Here is a 14,633-nt window from a genome sequence, read left to right as displayed (position 1 = left end):
GCCGGCCAGCGGCCGGCACTACCGTTGTTCGAACGCCGGCGGCTCGCCATAGAACCGCCGCAGCTGCGCGGCCACCTCCGGCAACGCCTGCTGCAGCAGATCCGGTGCCGAGAAGTGGTACTCGCTGGCCACCGCGAAGAACTCTTCCGGCGCCTCGGCCGCATACGGATCGATCAGCGTTTCCTCACCCGCATCCACCTGCGCACAGAACGCGTCGTAGGCACGCTGGAAAATGCCGGCCCACTCGCGCTGCCATTGCCGTGGCAGCGGCGGCGTGCCATCCATTGCGCCATCCAGCGCATCCAGCTTGTGCACCATCTCGTGCACCGCCACGCAGTAACCCTCGTGCGGCGCGGCCAGGTCGGCCTGCACATCGGCCCAGGACAGGATCAACGGACCGCTGTCCCACGACTCGCCAATCAGCTCGTCATCCCATTCGTGCAGCACGCCGGCTGCATCCATGTGGCTGCGGTGCACGCGGAACGCATCGGGGTAGACGATCAGCTGCGACCAGCCTTCCAGCCCCACCTCGCCGAACTCCAGCAGCGGCAGGCAGCACAGCGCGGCCAGCAGCACGCCATCGCCGGGCTGCAACTGCAGCTCGCCGATGGGGGTGATGGTCTTCTCGTGCAGGAAGCGCGTGGCCAGCACGCGCAGGCGCGCGCGACGCGCGTCGTCCAGGCCGTGCAACCAGGCCGCGCGGCGGCAGGCGTTATCCCAAAGCGCATCGTCAATCGGCCGCGGCGCAGGCCGCAGCCACTGCAGCAACGACTTGATCAGCGGAACATTCCCGGCAGGTAGCTGTGCCACTTCGGTGCGCGGATGCGCGGCAGCATGTCGTCATCGCTGCCACCGCCGCCGGTAGTCGTGCTGGCGGCCGGGCGTACCGGTGCCGCCTTGGTGCTGGCGGCCGATGCGCTGGCAGTGGGTGCGCGCTGCGAGGCGGCATCGCCATTGGAGGACACGCAGGCCCCACGGCTGTCGTCCAGCGCTGCCGTTGCAGACGCCGCGAAGGGCATCATCAGCAGGATCAGGCAATGGGCATAACGGCGCATTGACGACATCCACGTTAAGGGAAGGTGAGTTCCCGATTCTAGCCCGAACCCGGCGCCCCGTTGGAAGCCCCTGCGGAACCCAGCGTGGCGGGCGTCGCTGGCGGCTTTCCCGCATAATTCCGTCCTGACTTCGTGGAAGCTGCCGTGGACGATCGCCAATTGCTGGCCAAACTCGCTGCCGGTCGCCTGTCCGGCGACGCCCTGGCCCGTGAGCTGGGCCAGACCCGGGCGGCCATTTGGAAGCGTATTCAAGGACTTAGGGCCGCCGGCGTGGGCGTGGAAGGCCGTGCTGGCGAGGGCTATGGCCTGACCCGCCCGGTCGACCTGCTGGACCCGGACGCGATCCGCGCGGGCCTGCCTGCCGCGGTTCTGCCGCTGCTGCACGACCTGCAGGTGGCCTGGACGGTGGACTCCACCAACGCCGAATTGCTGCGTTGCAGCGCGCCCCAGCGCGGGGTGAGCGTCCTTTTGGCCGAACGCCAGACCGGTGGCCGCGGCCGTCGTGGCCGTACCTGGGCCTCGCCGCTGGCCGCGCACGTCTACCTGTCGGTGCTGCGCCTGTACTCCGGTGGCCTCGGCCGCCTGGCCGGGCTGAGCCTGGTGGCCGGCATCGCCGTGGCCGAAGCGCTGCATGACCTCGGTTTCACCCAGGCGCAGTTGAAGTGGCCGAACGACCTGATTGTCGATGGCAAGCGCAAGCTGGTCGGCCTGCTCGCCGAAGGCGGTGGCGAATACGCCGGCCCGGCGCGCGCAGTGATCGGCATCGGCATCAACACGCACATGCCGCCCGCGTTCGCCGAACAGATCACCCAGCCGTGGGTGGACCTGGACACGCTTGCCGGCAAACCGGTGGACCGCAACGTGGTGGTCGCCGCAGTGCTGACACGCCTGCTGCCGGCGCTGGAGGAATTCGATCGCGAAGGCCTCGCCCCGTTCCTGCCGCGCTATGCCGCGTTCGACATGCTGGCCGGCCGCGAAGTACGCGTGGAGCTGGAAGGGCAGTGGCAGCACGGCACCGCACTGGGCCTGGCCGATGACGGCGCATTGCGCGTGCGCATCGATGGCCAGGAACGCCTGCTGCACGCCGGCGAAGTCAGCGTGAGGGCGGCATGAGCGATTGGTTGTTCGACCTCGGCAACTCGCGCTTCAAGTTCGCGCCGTTGCAGGGTGACCGTGCCGGCGATGTGCAGGCCTGGGCGCATGGCGCCGAAGGCATGGCCGGGCAGCCGCCGCACAGCCTGCCCAGCGGCACCACCGCGTTCGTCGCCAGCGTGGCCGCACCGTCGCTGACCAGCGCCATGCTGGACCAGCTGCAGCGCCGCTTCGAACACGTGCACGTGGTGCGCACCAGCGCCGAATGCGCGGGCGTGCGCATTGCCTATGCCAAGCCGGAAAAGTTCGGTGTTGATCGCTTCCTGGCGCTGCTGGCGGCCGCCAAGGCGCAGCGCCCGGTGCTGGTGGTTGGGGTGGGCACCGCGTTGACCATTGATCTGCTCGACGCCGAGGGCCAGCACCACGGCGGCCGTATCTCCGCATCGCCCACCACCATGCGCGAAGCACTGCACGCGCGTGCGGTGCAGCTGCCGGCCACTGGTGGCGACTACAGCGAATTCGCCAACGACACCGCCGACGCGCTGGCCTCCGGCTGCGATGGCGCGGCCGTGGCGCTGATCGAACGCAGCGCACAGCAGGCGCACGCACTGCTGGGCGTGGCACCGTCGCTGCTGGTGCACGGGGGTGGCGCACCGGCGCTGATGCCGCTGCTGCCCGGCGCCGACTACCACCCGTCGCTGGTGCTGGATGGCCTCGCCCGCTGGGCGGTGCACCAGCCCGCAGACTAGTATCCGCGCATGCTGACCCGTGCCCTGATCGTCGTACTGGCCATCCTCAATCTTGGCGTCGCCTGCTGGTGGCTGCTGCGCGATGCACCGCAACCGCCTGCGCCCGCGCCGCAACCTGCCGGCGTGGCCGAGCTGCGTTGGGTGCCGGGTGGGGATGATGCGAATGCCGCTGCCGAAGCCACCGCTGCCGCCCCGACCACACCGCTGATGGAGCGCGAACCGGCCGAGAAGACCGCCGTGGCAGCGACGCCCGCGCCTGCGGTGCCGGCCAAGCCGGAGCTGGCCAAGCCGCAGGTGGCTGAGGCCGTACCTGCACCGGCACCAGTGGCCGTTGCGGCAGCCGTCAAACCTGCGCCCGCACCAGTTGCGGAAAAGCCCGCGACGCCGCCAGCCGCCCCGGAGCCGCCGCGCTGTGTCGCATTGGGACCATTTGCCGACCGCGCCGCCGCGACCGCCGCGCAGGGCAAGGCCGGCAATGCCATCAGCCAGGTGCGCCTGCGCGAACAGCCCGCCGCCAGCGGCAGTGCCCGCTACCGCGTGCTGCTGCCGGCCGCCGCCAACCGGGAAGAAGCGCAGGCCACGGTGAAGCGCATCGTCGCCGCCGGCCTGAGCGACTACTACATCATTAGCCAGGGCGAGGACATCAACGCCGTGGCACTGGGCCAGTACCGCAACCGCGAAGGCGCCGAGCGCCGCGTGGCGGCGGTGCAGGCCGCCGGCTTCCAGCCGCGCCTGGTGGCCAGCGGCGACGCCGGCCAGTGGTGGTTGGAAGGCCAGCTGGCGGCAGGCACGCAGCCGGCCCAGGCCCAGCAGCGCAGCGGCGCGGCCCAGAGCCGGTCGCTGGAATGCACGCGGTTGCGCTAGAATCCCCCGGACCGCGGCGCTGCCGCCGGCGTACCACCCATGCCGCTTTAGCTCAGTTGGTAGAGCAACTGTCTTGTAAACAGTAGGTCATCCGTTCGATTCGGATAAGCGGCACCACGCGGGAAGCGCCGAAACGCCTTGAAAATAGGGGTTTCAACGAAAAAGGCCAGCGCGGTGCGCTGGCCTTTTTGCTTCTACCGGGAAAATTATCGGGAAGATTGGTGGTTCTTCTTTAGTTTCACGGCTACTTCGACTGCCGGCACAGAGTGGTCGTACAGCTGCCGCATCGCCTCGGTCACGTGGCCATCAGAGCCCTTGTCTTCGCTGTCGCCGATTCCCCGGTGTATCAAGCCGTCGAGCGCGAAGGGTTGGTTCCTTTCGATCAACTCCCTCAGCAATCGCTCGGCGGATCATGCGTTGGCAGACGCTGTCGAGGGCCGATCTGGTCAAAGGGGGGCCGGACTCCGAAACCAGAATGGGGCGCTGTTCCGCTTTGATCGGGATGGGTCGGCCTAAGTCGGACAAGCATCACCTCACCGGCAAGCCGACTGATCTCATGCGCCAGCTGGTGCAGGTCTGCGAGCAGGGTGAGCGCATCCTCGATCCGTTCGCCGGCTCCGGCACCGCATTGGTAGCCGCGGATGCTGAGGGCTACAGCTGGGCTGACATTAAGATGATGAATCACCACTACGAAGTTCCAAGAAGCCGACTGCTCGCAGCTATGCGGTCACTACGCAAAAAGCCGCCCTGGGGCGGCTTCTCGACTATGTGATGGTTTTGCTGCCTTCTTCATCTTGCTTCTCTCGGAGGAGGGCAGCATGCACAAATCGATGCAGTTCAATTATCTGAATAGGAATGAGCATCGAGCGCAGGAAGGATAGGAAAAAGAGGCCCACGACTCCACACACAATCCAGTAGGAGAGCTTCGGTTGGCTCTCGCCTATAGCAAGAATCACAGCTACGCCGAGAAGGCTAGCTATGTGATTGAGCAGGGTGATCCATTGCGAGAAAAGCAAATGATTACTCTTCTTCGTGAACTTCTCCATTTGAACCGAATTAAGGCTCTTGGCTGCTTCCACCTTTCCGGTAAACAACATCGTGGTGATCATGAAGCCAGTTACGATGGTAAGGAGTGTGGTGGCCATTTTCCAACCATCTACAGAGGCACTGCTCATGACGCTAGCACGTTGGAAAACGTGCCCAACAACCGCTCCTACGACGAAGATCGCACCATAAAAGCATGCATAGCGAATCCAAACACCCGGCGACGGCGCGGCCTCAGTCGCAGCGATCTTGATTGTTCTGACTGCTGCGAGCAGGTCATCAGGCAAGAACTTATCGAAGAGAGGCATAGCCAGCCGCCCGATGTGCATGGTCATTAGAGAAAGACACCCTTTGAGTCTATCAGTCGCGCCTTAACGTCAGGTGCGGTAGCAAGTTCATTGAGATATTTCAACATCTCCGTCTCAATTTCTGTGACTGCGGGTACCCCTGGCCGAATTTCTTGAATCTCAACCTGAACCTTCTCCCGGTAGCTATCCAAATCCGCGAGCCCGGTCTTATCGTTGAAGGTGACAGAGATGCCAGACAGCCCGGTACCCCCTTCGCTTTCGTCTACCCATTCAAGCACGGTGTCTACGTCAAGTTCGCCGTTCTTCTCTGCCTCGATCGAAGCAGTGATTTGCTTGAATTTGTTTGCTCCAGCGTTGCTGAACATTGACTCTAGGGCTGCACCGAACGAAGCCGGCTCCGGATTGAAGTCTCCCCGGACGCGTGCCGTGACACTCTTTACGCCCCGATGGAGTTTGGCGAGCGTCTTGAAGTCACGGGCGGGTACATCCTCAGCAACTAGTCTGGGGTAGCTCTTGACTGCGTGTCTGCGGATGAGCTGGCGAATCGCTGTCAGGATGATATGAAGTGACCCGTATACCCTGGCGTTCTCCATGATCAGGCTCTCGCCATAGACCAAGCACGCCACACGGTCCACTATCTCGATAGGGTCGCCATCTTCTGTTTTGATCTGTTCTGCCTTGATGTCTGCACTCGCGGCCGCGAAGTCTTGCACCACCTGGTCGGGGGTTTTCCCCGCCGTGTAGATGAAGGCATGGAACAAGAGGCTGTCGCCTGCCTTCTTTGAGGGTTCCAAAAAGACGCATGTCTTACCCGGCTTAACGTCAGCGACTGCAGGGCAGTGCCTATCACCGACTGTTTTTGCGGCTTCTAGCGCTTTCCGCAAGTACTTGTGAACTTCAAGCGGCGCAATGGCCGGGTAGCGGTCGCCGTCGATAGCGACGAGCTTCTTCAACTGAAGACTTCTGAGGATGGTGCCCATTCCTTTCCTTGAAATGCTCTAGGTGCGCCCGAAGCGCCGCTATATGGCGTAGGCGGCCCGATTGTAGCTGTGGTGCCGTGCCAAGGGCAGTCTGTGGCCACTTTAGGGGCCAGGGTTTGGGAGTGCAGAGTGCCGGGCTTGCGTCCCGACATACGCTTTTCCAGAAAAAGGTTCGGAGTCTACTCGGGCACCCTGCGTGCGCACTCGTCTCCACACCACCCCTGCACACTTCATAGGGTGCTTTTTCTGCACTACCTGCGGAACGGCGCAGCTGCTCGCTGTCGCGCCACGCTGCGAGCGATAGCGTCGGCCAACGAAGTCATAAACCCCCGGGTTGATCTACAGGATACCGGCTGAGAATCCGAAAGCGAATTCGTCTCCGCGCCAGGCCTGCGCACTTTATGGGGCGCCTCTTCTGCATTGCCCACGGCAAGGCCAATCCCTGGCCCTACATGGCGTTCTCCGCCACCGCAAACTATTGGCTGGCCTGCCGCTTCCTGCGCATATTCCTGACGATCGAATACTCCCGCATATGATGCTCGAAGGTGTAGCCTGTAGGCCACACGCAACGGGGGCTGAAGTCAAATTTGCCGGTCGGAGGCAACAAGGACTCGCAGCAGCGCGATATAGAGAAGGCCAAGGAGACTGCGCGTGCCCTGTGAGCATCTAACTGGCTATCGACGAAACGTCTCAATACCGAAGCACTGGAGCTGTCCCATCATGGCCATCAAGAAGAAAGTCGAACTCAAAGCATTTGACGTGGCCGAGCACCTTCGTACACCGGAGGAGATGGCGGCCTATCTCGATGCTTGCATCGCAGAAAGCGATGGCGATTCTGCGTTCATTGCCAAGGCGCTCGGCGACATCGCACGCGCTCAGGGGATGAGCAAGGTCGCGCGTGCGGCAGGCCTGTCGCGTGAGAGCCTGTATCGCGCACTGTCGGGCGAGCGCAGCCCCGATTTCGCGACCATCCTCAAAGTGACCCGCGCCCTGGGTGTGCGCCTGCATGCCAGCGCAGCATAGGCACACGCGCCGATCTTGATGCGTCGGCGCGCCGTCGGTCGCAAAGGCGGTGGAACGAACATGAAAAAACCGCCTTTCGGCGGTTTCTTCGTCCCAAGCCGGTGAGTCAGCTCAATGCATGACGTGGGCAGATCCTTCGATCAACGCCGCTGACACTGCCAACGCAGCCTCAGCTACGTACCTGCAACGCCACATACTCCGCCAACCCCCGGCAGGCCAGCATCAGCCCCTCGCGCGTGCCATCGCCGATATCGTCTTTCTCTTCCCCATCCACGCGAACGCGCTCGGCGGCGTGGTACAGCTCCAGCACCGATACCAGACCGGCGGCGGCGCGATCCCTGCGCGCGGCGTCCACCGCTTGGCCGGGCGTGCTGGCCGGCCCCTGCCACGGCTGTCCGTCGGCGGCATCGCCAGCCTGGATCTGCCGCAGGCACACGGGGAGATTGATAGGCGTGGGTGCGTCGTTCGCGGCGGCGAAGGCGGCTTCCAGGGGCTGCGCCAGTTCGAGCGGCAGATGCAGGGCGGCGTCGCCCAGCGTGGCGGTCAGATACGGATAAAGGGTCTTGGACATGCGGGCATCCTCGTCAGGAACAGAGGTGCCACCCGAAGAGGGTGGCAGGCGATGCGTGGCTTCCAAGACCGGTAATCGATGAGCCGGTGGGCACGGGGCCCCCACGCACCGCCCGCCGTCGATCGGCGAACGGATTGCCAGCCGACGCCGCTCTTGGGAAGACGGCGCCGGCTGGCAAGCGTATACAGCTTCGATTAAACGGGCTTGGAAGTCCCGGCCACCTTTGCAGGGGGCGATTCATCATGCGCACGCGAAATACCCGCCTGCCAGTCGTTTGTTTCGATGGCATCGGGTGATATGAAAGGAAAAATGAATTATCGCGATTGGCTTGTTTCAGCCGCTGCAATGCCGAAAACGACATATTGCGCAGCGCAGTCATTCGCTGGAGTTTGACCGGAATCAGCACTGTTTCGAGGCCTTGAAACGCCCGCGAAGTAAAGCTGGCTTAACAGCGCGGGCAAGGCGCCATAACCACCATACCAAATGCGAACGCCAAAACCCGCCGCGCGGCGCATCATTCTCCTCACGCCCCGCGCCGGGCACCCGGCCGCATAGTGCGGGCACACACCCTTTGGGAACTGCATATGCGCCGCCACGCTCTGCCGCTCACCGCCGCACTGTTGTCCACCGCCTTCGCAGCCCCGGCCATGGCCGCCGTGCCGTTCTTCAACGCCAGTTGCCCGGGCGGCATCGATGTGCACGCCGATGAGGGCGGGCCGGTCTACGTGCAGGGCCGCGAGGCGACGCTGAAGCGCTTCAACGACCGCTATTTCGAAGCCCGCGACGCCAAAAGCGACATCACCCTGTCAATCAGCAGCAACGATGACGGCACGCCGCAGGTCAGCTACACCGGCCGAGGCGGTGCCAATGGCATCTGCCAGGTCAGCAGCACAGGCACGCCCGCGTCCGCCGCAGACAGCGCAGGCCCTCGCGACGCTGCCGCCGGGGATGCCGCGCTGCCGCGCGAGGTCACCTGTGAATCCACCGGCCAGCAGCAGGTGTCATGCGATCTGAACACCCGCGGCAACGTGGAAATCGTGCGCCAGCTCAGCCGCACCCGCTGCGAGGAAGGCAAGAATTGGGGCTTGGCGCGGCATTCGGTGTGGGTCAATGGCGGGTGCCGCGCGGTGTTCCGCAATGTGTCCTCGGTGACTACCCCGGCGCCGGCAGGCGATACCGCGCTGGGCGCCTGCAACACACGCAAGGGCGCGAAGGGATCGCTGGTGACCCAGATGCCGGTGGGCAGCGATTATCAGGAGCTGATCATCGATTATCCCGACGGCCGCTTCCTGTGCATGATGCGCAACAACGGCCAGGTGCAGAGCGTGACGCCGATTCGACGCCGCTGAGCCGTCGAACTGCCCCGGCTCAGCACGCCAGTGACTATGGCCGATGGCGTCTGGAGGTGGTGGCAAATTCGGCTATCTGCCGATCCTGGTCGCTGAGTCAGCCGCCGGAGCAGATGCAGTGGCGGAGTCAATGCAGTGATTGGTGACCTGTAGGCGCGTGCCCGCCGTGACGTTCGTGGAAATGTAGGAGCTTTCGCACTGGCCGTTCCCGATCTGCTGGACCCCGCATTCGCCCATCACGCAGGCCCAGGTATTTCCAGCGACCAAGGTCAGGTCCACAACTCCAGTGCTGCGTCCACTTTGGACAAGGGCGTATGTCAGACTCAATGGGTCATTGACATACCTTGCGTGGCCCCGGCCGGTGAGCAGGATCCATTTGCTCCTACTGCTTTTCGCCTGTTCGGTCTCCAACGCTGACAGCGAGCTTGAGCCGAAATCTTCCTTGCCCGTTACTCGCTTGTCGAATCCAACAAGTCGAATGTATCCCTCTGACTCCAGTCGAATGAGTCGCTCGATAAGCTCCAGATTCGCCGCGCTTGATCGACCATCCCTCGATCTGGCCCAAAAGGCGTCCCGAAAAACTTCACTCCTCCCGCGCGTCGCTGAATCCCGAACGGCTTTGATGGAAGAAGGAGGGATCTCCATTCCTACAAGAATTGGACTTGATCTTGATGCAAAGCTGCAGACAGCATCAAAGAAGAGCTGCGGAGTTTGGGCGTTTCCGTGTGTCTCGCCAAAGACGATCACGTCAAAATCATCGGCGTACACCGACCTTAAGGTTGCACTGCCACCTGCAATGCACTCAGTCGGAGCGGGGCGATTGGACTCTGTGCATGAGGTTGAAAGAACGCCCATCGCCAAGAGAGCGGCCATGTAGGCGGCTTTCAATTTGCCTCTCCTCGCATTGAAATGCCTGGCGCGTCCCTGCAGTACAGACTAGGCAAACCATCCTCCTCGGGTTTGAATCACCATTCTCCGCTAGCCGCATGAGCGCGCTATTTGCCTTCTCGCGAATACTCGGCACATGCATTGTTGCCGTCAAGGGAGAATTGCGTGATCGCGCCTCGCTGCGGAGCCTGCACATGCAGCCAGGGTCGGAGCTGGTCCTCCGACCTTGGAGGTGCTCGATCATTCTTGAACGCTGCCCGCCCTGCTGCACCGCCGCGAGTGGTGTCACACAGCTCTGGCTAGACTGTGCTTCTTTTTCCCCCGCAGGAGGCACCCATGGCCCATCCCATCTCCGTATCCCTGATTGGCGTTCCCACCGACGTGGGTGCGGGCCATCGCGGTGCCCGGCTGGGGCCGGAAGCGCTGCGCGTGGCGGGCCTGCCGGAAGCGCTGGAGGCGCGCGGCGTGGACGTGCGCGACCTGGGCAACCTGGACGGCCCGCGCAACCCGTGGACCGCGCCGGTGGAAGGCTACCGCCACCTGGATGAGGTGGTGGCGTGGAACCACGCCTTGATGGAAGCCAGCTATGCCGAACTGCAGGCCGGCCGCATGCCCATCATGCTCGGCGGCGACCACTGCCTGGGCATCGGTTCGATCACCGCCGTGGCGCGCTGGTGCCGCGAGCAGGGCAAGACCCTGCGCGTGCTGTGGCTGGATGCGCATTCGGACTTCAACACCAGCGATGTGACCCCGTCGGGCAACATCCACGGCATGCCGGTGGCCTGCCTGTGCGGCCTCGGCCCGGATGCGCTGACCCGGCTGGGCGGCACGTCGCCCGCGATCACCCCGGCGCAGATGCACCAGATCGGCATCCGCTCGGTGGACCCGGAAGAAAAGCGCCTGATCAAGACGCACAAGGTCGATGTCTATGACATGCGCTACATCGACGAGAACGGCATGAAGCGTGCGGTGGAAGCGGCGCTGGCCGGCATCGACGAGAACACCCACCTGCATGTCAGCTTCGATGTGGACTTCCTCGACCCCAGCATCGCGCCGGGCGTGGGCACCACCGTGCCGGGCGGGGTGAACTACCGCGAGGCGCAGTTGGTGATGGAGATGATCGCCGACACCGGGCGCATGGGCTCGCTGGACATCGTCGAGCTTAACCCGTTGTTGGACAAGCAGAATGCCACCGCCGAACTGGCCGTGGACCTGGTCGAAAGCCTGTTCGGCAAGTCCACCCTGATGCGCGATTGAGCCTTTGGCCTGAACGGATCTTTGATCCGTTCACACGCGCTCCACGCGTCTGCCGCCAGATTGCACTTCACGCGGCGGCAGTGGGCATTGGCCTTCTTCCGCCGAGCGAAAGAATCCCATCCGCGAATTGAGCGGTGTAGCGGCAAACCCAAGGAGAAGCCCATGAAGCGCGTAGTTGCCCTGATGCTGTTGTCGATGTTCTCGGTGGCCCTGCTGGCCGGTTGCAACACCATTGCCGGTGCCGGCAAGGACGTGCAGAAGGCGGGCGAGAAGGTCGAGGACACCGCGAAGGGCCGTTGAGCCCTGCACGGAACGGAAAGAGAAAAAAGGCCGGGTTTCCCCGGCCTTTTTTTCTGCGCGCGCTTTTTCGCTGCAGGGCTGTGCAAGCGGAGTGAACCATTCAAGCAGGTGAGCGTGCATTTCATGGCGGGTTGACCGGCATTCAACAGCCGCTGCGCGAAGCTGGAGCCACGGTAAGAACGCCGTTGCAACCAAGGACTCCCAGCAATGAACAAAGACATCATTTCCGGCAAGTGGTCGCAGCTGAAGGGCAAGGCCCAGGCCAAGTGGGGCGATCTGACCAACGACGATTTCGATGTGGCCGAAGGCAATGCCGAATACCTGGCGGGCCGCCTGCAGGAACGTTATGGCTGGGCCAAGGACCGCGCTGAGAAGGAAGTCCGTGAGTTCCAGGACAGCGTGAGCAAGGACTACCCGGACTACAAGTAAGCACCACGGTTTCCCCCACACGTTTCCCCCACAACACGACGCCCGCACCGTGAGGTTGCGGGCGTTGTGTTGTCTGCAGGCGGCGACCAGCGTGCCGGCGGGTCCGGCACGTAGCGGTTGGGGAAGGCCTGCGGTTCGCGCGGCAGGCGTGAGGGCGAATCCACCAGGATGCCGCGTGCACGCAGGTTGCGCGCGCTGTCGTAGCGCAGCTGCAGCACCTGCGCCGGGCTGCGGCTGGCGCGTTCGAAGTCGGTGTCGCGCACCGACGACTGTTCGCGTGCGCCGTGGCCGGTGCCCAGTGCCGGCGCCTGCGACTTGCTGGCATAACCCTCGATGCGGCTGGCGCTGGCATCGGCGGCGGCTTCGGCCGCCGGGGCTGGTGCGGGCAGGCTGCGGCGCAGGATCGGCTCGGGGCGCCAGCGACGCGCTTCCTCGAACACGGCCACGCCCACCACGCCGATGTTGTCCGGGCGGCCGGTGCGGCTGGCATAACTGCCGCTGGGGCTGCTGAACACGAACTGCGCCACTTCATCCTGGCTCTTGCGCCAGCCGGTGATGTCGGCGCGCTGGCCGGGGTTGAGCACATAGCCGGTCTGCGAAGGATCGGCATCTTCGCCGGAAATGGCGTTGATGCCGTCCACCGACAGCACCACCAGCACCCGGCGCGGACTGTCGTTGTACAGGCGCACGGCGTAGCGATGGCCACGCTCGCCGGCCACCCAGCGTTGGCCTTCGGCGGGGTAGCTGCGCAGTTCGGTGCCGCGATCGCGGTCAACCAGGGCCATGCGCACCGGGCCGCCCTGGTAGGCCGGCGGCGGAGGCGGGGCCGGGCGGAAGCCGGCCAGGGGCAGGATCAGCAGCAGGGGCAGCAGGCGTTTCATCGGGCGTCTCCAGCGGGGTTGCGTGAATGAACGCGCCGCGGGCCCTGACGGGGTTGGTGGCGTGCAAGGTAAACTGGCCCCGTTCATCGAAGGTTACCCCACGCAGTCATGACGACCCGAGTCCTTACCGGCATCACCCCCTCCGGCACGCCCCACCTGGGCAACTACGTTGGCGCCATCCGTCCGGCAATCGCCGCCAGCCGCGCCCCGGGGATCGAGAGCTTCTTCTTCCTGGCCGACCTGCACAGCCTGATCAAGTCGCAGGACCCGCAGCGCACCCAGCGCGCGACCCTGGAGATCGCGGCCAGCTGGCTGGCCTGCGGCCTGGACCCGGAACACGTGTGGTTCTACCGCCAGAGCGACATCCGCGAGACCACCGAGCTGATGTGGTTCCTGACTGCCATCGCCAGCAAGGGCATCCTCAACCGCGCGCACGCCTACAAGGCGGCGGTGGACAAGAACCGCGAGGAAGGCGTGGACGAGGATGCAGGCGTCAGCGCCGGCCTGTTCATGTACCCGGTGCTGATGGCCGCCGACATCCTGATCTTCAAGGCCAACCAGGTGCCGGTGGGCCGCGACCAGATCCAGCACATCGAGATGGCGCGCGATTTTGCCCAGCGCTTCAACCACGTGTACGGCAAGGAGTACTTCCCGCTGCCGGACGTGGTGATCGACGAGCAGGTGGCAACGCTGGCCGGCCTCGACGGCCGCAAGATGAGCAAGAGCTACCACAACACCATTCCGCTGTTCGTGCCGCGCGAGGAGCTGAAGAAGCTGGTGTTCTCGATCCTGACCGACTCGCGCGCACCGGGCGAGCCGAAGGACACCGAGGGCTCTGCGCTGTTCCAGATGTACCAGGCGTTCGCCACCCCGGAGCAGACCGCCGAATTCGCCAAGGCGTTCGCGGCCGGCATCAGCTGGGGCGATGCCAAGCAGCAGCTGTTCGAGCGCATCGACAGCGAGCTTTCGCCGCTGCGCGAGCGCTACAACGCGCTGATGGCCGAGCCGGAAAAGATTGAAGCGCTGCTCAAGCGCCGTGGCCAGCAGCTGCGCGAGCAGCTGGCAGCCCCGCTGCTGGACGAGCTGCGCCATGCGGTGGGCCTGCGCGACCTGTCCAGCGCCGGCGACATCGCCAGCGAAGATGCCGGCGTGGCCCGCGCGGCACCGCCGCTGTTCAAGCAGTACCGCGAGAAGGACGGCCGCTTCTACTTCAAGCTGACCGCCGGTGACGGCACGCTGCTGATCCAGAGCGAAGGCTTCGATTCGCCGCGCGATGCCGGCCAGCTGATCGCAGTGATCAAGCAGGCCGAGCAGGGTGACCAGCTGCAGAGCGAGCTGTTCAAGCTGGAAGCCGAGGTGGATGCGGTGCTGGCTGCCCTGGCGGCGCTGCGCGAAGAATAAGGGTAGTGCCGGCCGCTGGCCGGCAACTGCATGGGACACGCCGGCCAGCGGCCGCCGCGACCATGGCACAGCGCCCATGGCATGATGTCCGCGCGCCTCCGGCGCGATGACATGGAGTCTGCAATGGCCTGGTTGTCGCTGCTGCTGTTCCTGCCCTGGTTCCTGCTGCTGGGCAGCCTGTACTGGCTGTTCCCGCGCCAGCCGCGCACCGCGCGGCGGCGCCTGTTCGATGGCATCACCCTGCTGCTGGCCTTCGCGCTGAGCATCCTGTCGATGCTGTGGGGCTATCGCATTGGCATGGCACAGCCCGGCGCCGGCCCGATCTGGCCGCAGGTGCTGGCGGTGCTGTACGCCTACGGCGCGTTCCTGGCGGTGCTGGTAATGGCGTTGCTGCTGCGGCCGCGCTGGCTGGTCCGATAACCCCGCCTTTGTAGAGTCGAGC

16 protein-coding genes, 1 tRNA gene and 1 pseudogene are annotated in these 14,633 nt (G+C 64.6%); 12 read left to right on the top strand and 6 right to left on the bottom strand.

Going from position 1 to position 14,633, the window contains the following annotated elements:
- Positions 1 to 18 precede the first annotated feature (18 nt).
- Both QRO93_RS06665 and QRO93_RS06660 read right to left on the bottom strand, forming a co-directional pair.
- Positions 19 to 810, bottom strand: a complete 792-nt coding sequence (locus QRO93_RS06665; protein ID WP_180878682.1) for a zinc-dependent peptidase — start codon at positions 808 to 810, stop codon at positions 19 to 21.
- The gene (locus QRO93_RS06660; protein ID WP_049399853.1) at positions 777 to 1,055 is read right to left on the bottom strand and encodes a hypothetical protein; all 279 of its coding nucleotides are present in this window, start codon (positions 1,053 to 1,055) and stop codon (positions 777 to 779) included. Before QRO93_RS06660 ends, QRO93_RS06665 begins: the two co-directional genes overlap by 34 nt.
- Positions 1,056 to 1,199: 144 nt before the next feature.
- Between QRO93_RS06660 and birA the strand changes: the two genes are divergently transcribed.
- The 5 genes from birA to QRO93_RS06635 all read left to right on the top strand — a co-directional run bounded on the left by birA (position 1,200) and on the right by QRO93_RS06635 (position 4,532).
- Positions 1,200 to 2,168: a bifunctional biotin--[acetyl-CoA-carboxylase] ligase/biotin operon repressor BirA gene (gene birA, locus QRO93_RS06655; protein WP_180878681.1), complete on the top strand. Its 969-nt coding sequence runs from the start codon at positions 1,200 to 1,202 to the stop codon at positions 2,166 to 2,168.
- Complete coding sequence (locus QRO93_RS06650; protein ID WP_180878680.1) at positions 2,165 to 2,896, top strand: type III pantothenate kinase; 732 nt, start codon at positions 2,165 to 2,167, stop codon at positions 2,894 to 2,896. Before birA ends, QRO93_RS06650 begins: the two co-directional genes overlap by 4 nt.
- A gap of 9 nt (positions 2,897 to 2,905) precedes the next feature.
- A complete protein-coding gene (locus tag QRO93_RS06645) occupies positions 2,906 to 3,760 on the top strand; it encodes an SPOR domain-containing protein (protein WP_180878679.1) in 855 nt (284 codons plus the stop codon).
- Positions 3,761 to 3,801: 41 nt separating this feature from the next.
- Positions 3,802 to 3,877, top strand: a tRNA-Thr gene (locus QRO93_RS06640).
- 295 nt (positions 3,878 to 4,172) lie between these two features.
- Positions 4,173 to 4,532 (top strand): DNA methyltransferase, encoded by a 360-nt coding sequence (locus QRO93_RS06635; protein ID WP_180878678.1) that lies wholly within the window; start codon positions 4,173 to 4,175, stop codon positions 4,530 to 4,532.
- Here QRO93_RS06635 and QRO93_RS06630 read toward each other — a convergent pair.
- Together QRO93_RS06630 and QRO93_RS06625 are read right to left on the bottom strand one after the other, a co-directional pair.
- Positions 4,525 to 5,139, bottom strand: coding sequence for a hypothetical protein (locus tag QRO93_RS06630; protein ID WP_180878677.1), 615 nt, complete (start codon positions 5,137 to 5,139; stop codon positions 4,525 to 4,527). The two genes, QRO93_RS06635 and QRO93_RS06630, sit on opposite strands and share 8 nt — an antisense overlap.
- A complete protein-coding gene (locus QRO93_RS06625; RefSeq protein ID WP_180878676.1) occupies positions 5,139 to 6,092 on the bottom strand; it encodes a hypothetical protein in 954 nt (317 codons plus the stop codon). Before QRO93_RS06625 ends, QRO93_RS06630 begins: the two co-directional genes overlap by 1 nt.
- A gap of 720 nt (positions 6,093 to 6,812) precedes the next feature.
- On the opposite strand from QRO93_RS06625, the gene QRO93_RS06620 reads away from it, so the two are divergent.
- Positions 6,813 to 7,115, top strand: coding sequence for an addiction module antidote protein (locus QRO93_RS06620; RefSeq protein ID WP_053448529.1), 303 nt, complete (start codon positions 6,813 to 6,815; stop codon positions 7,113 to 7,115).
- A gap of 169 nt (positions 7,116 to 7,284) precedes the next feature.
- Here QRO93_RS06620 and QRO93_RS06615 read toward each other — a convergent pair whose 3' ends face one another.
- Positions 7,285 to 7,686, bottom strand: coding sequence for a hypothetical protein (locus QRO93_RS06615; RefSeq protein ID WP_049456591.1), 402 nt, complete (start codon positions 7,684 to 7,686; stop codon positions 7,285 to 7,287).
- Between the two features lie 584 nt (positions 7,687 to 8,270).
- Here QRO93_RS06615 and QRO93_RS06610 point away from each other — a divergent pair.
- The 4 genes from QRO93_RS06610 to QRO93_RS06595 all read left to right on the top strand — a co-directional run bounded on the left by QRO93_RS06610 (position 8,271) and on the right by QRO93_RS06595 (position 11,909).
- Positions 8,271 to 9,035: a DUF3011 domain-containing protein gene (locus tag QRO93_RS06610; RefSeq protein WP_180878675.1), complete on the top strand. Its 765-nt coding sequence runs from the start codon at positions 8,271 to 8,273 to the stop codon at positions 9,033 to 9,035.
- Between the two features lie 1,224 nt (positions 9,036 to 10,259).
- The gene (rocF, locus tag QRO93_RS06605; protein WP_004153767.1) at positions 10,260 to 11,180 is read left to right on the top strand and encodes an arginase; all 921 of its coding nucleotides are present in this window, start codon (positions 10,260 to 10,262) and stop codon (positions 11,178 to 11,180) included.
- 162 nt (positions 11,181 to 11,342) lie between these two features.
- Positions 11,343 to 11,480: an entericidin A/B family lipoprotein gene (locus QRO93_RS06600; RefSeq protein ID WP_008266021.1), complete on the top strand. Its 138-nt coding sequence runs from the start codon at positions 11,343 to 11,345 to the stop codon at positions 11,478 to 11,480.
- Between the two features lie 207 nt (positions 11,481 to 11,687).
- Positions 11,688 to 11,909 carry a CsbD family protein gene (locus QRO93_RS06595; RefSeq protein WP_004137109.1) on the top strand — a complete coding sequence of 74 codons (222 nt, stop codon included), beginning with the start codon at positions 11,688 to 11,690 and terminating at the stop codon, positions 11,907 to 11,909.
- An 89-nt stretch (positions 11,910 to 11,998) separates the two neighbouring features.
- Here QRO93_RS06595 and QRO93_RS06590 read toward each other — a convergent pair.
- Positions 11,999 to 12,790, bottom strand: a pseudogene (locus QRO93_RS06590) (hypothetical protein); the annotation flags it as partial.
- 108 nt (positions 12,791 to 12,898) lie between these two features.
- On the opposite strand from QRO93_RS06590, the gene QRO93_RS06585 reads away from it, so the two are divergent.
- Complete coding sequence (locus QRO93_RS06585; RefSeq protein ID WP_053448533.1) at positions 12,899 to 14,191, top strand: tryptophan--tRNA ligase; 1,293 nt, start codon at positions 12,899 to 12,901, stop codon at positions 14,189 to 14,191.
- 123 nt (positions 14,192 to 14,314) lie between these two features.
- On the top strand, positions 14,315 to 14,611 hold the full coding sequence (locus QRO93_RS06580) for a hypothetical protein (protein ID WP_180878674.1): 297 nt from the start codon (positions 14,315 to 14,317) through the stop codon (positions 14,609 to 14,611).
- Positions 14,612 to 14,633: the final 22 nt, after the last annotated feature.

The sequence above is a fragment of the Stenotrophomonas maltophilia group sp. Smal17 genome (assembly GCF_030237045.1).
GTDB classification, from domain to species: domain Bacteria; phylum Pseudomonadota; class Gammaproteobacteria; order Xanthomonadales; family Xanthomonadaceae; genus Stenotrophomonas; species Stenotrophomonas forensis.
Note: the sequence above shows the minus strand (reverse complement) of the source record. Positions and strands in the feature narration are given on the sequence as shown.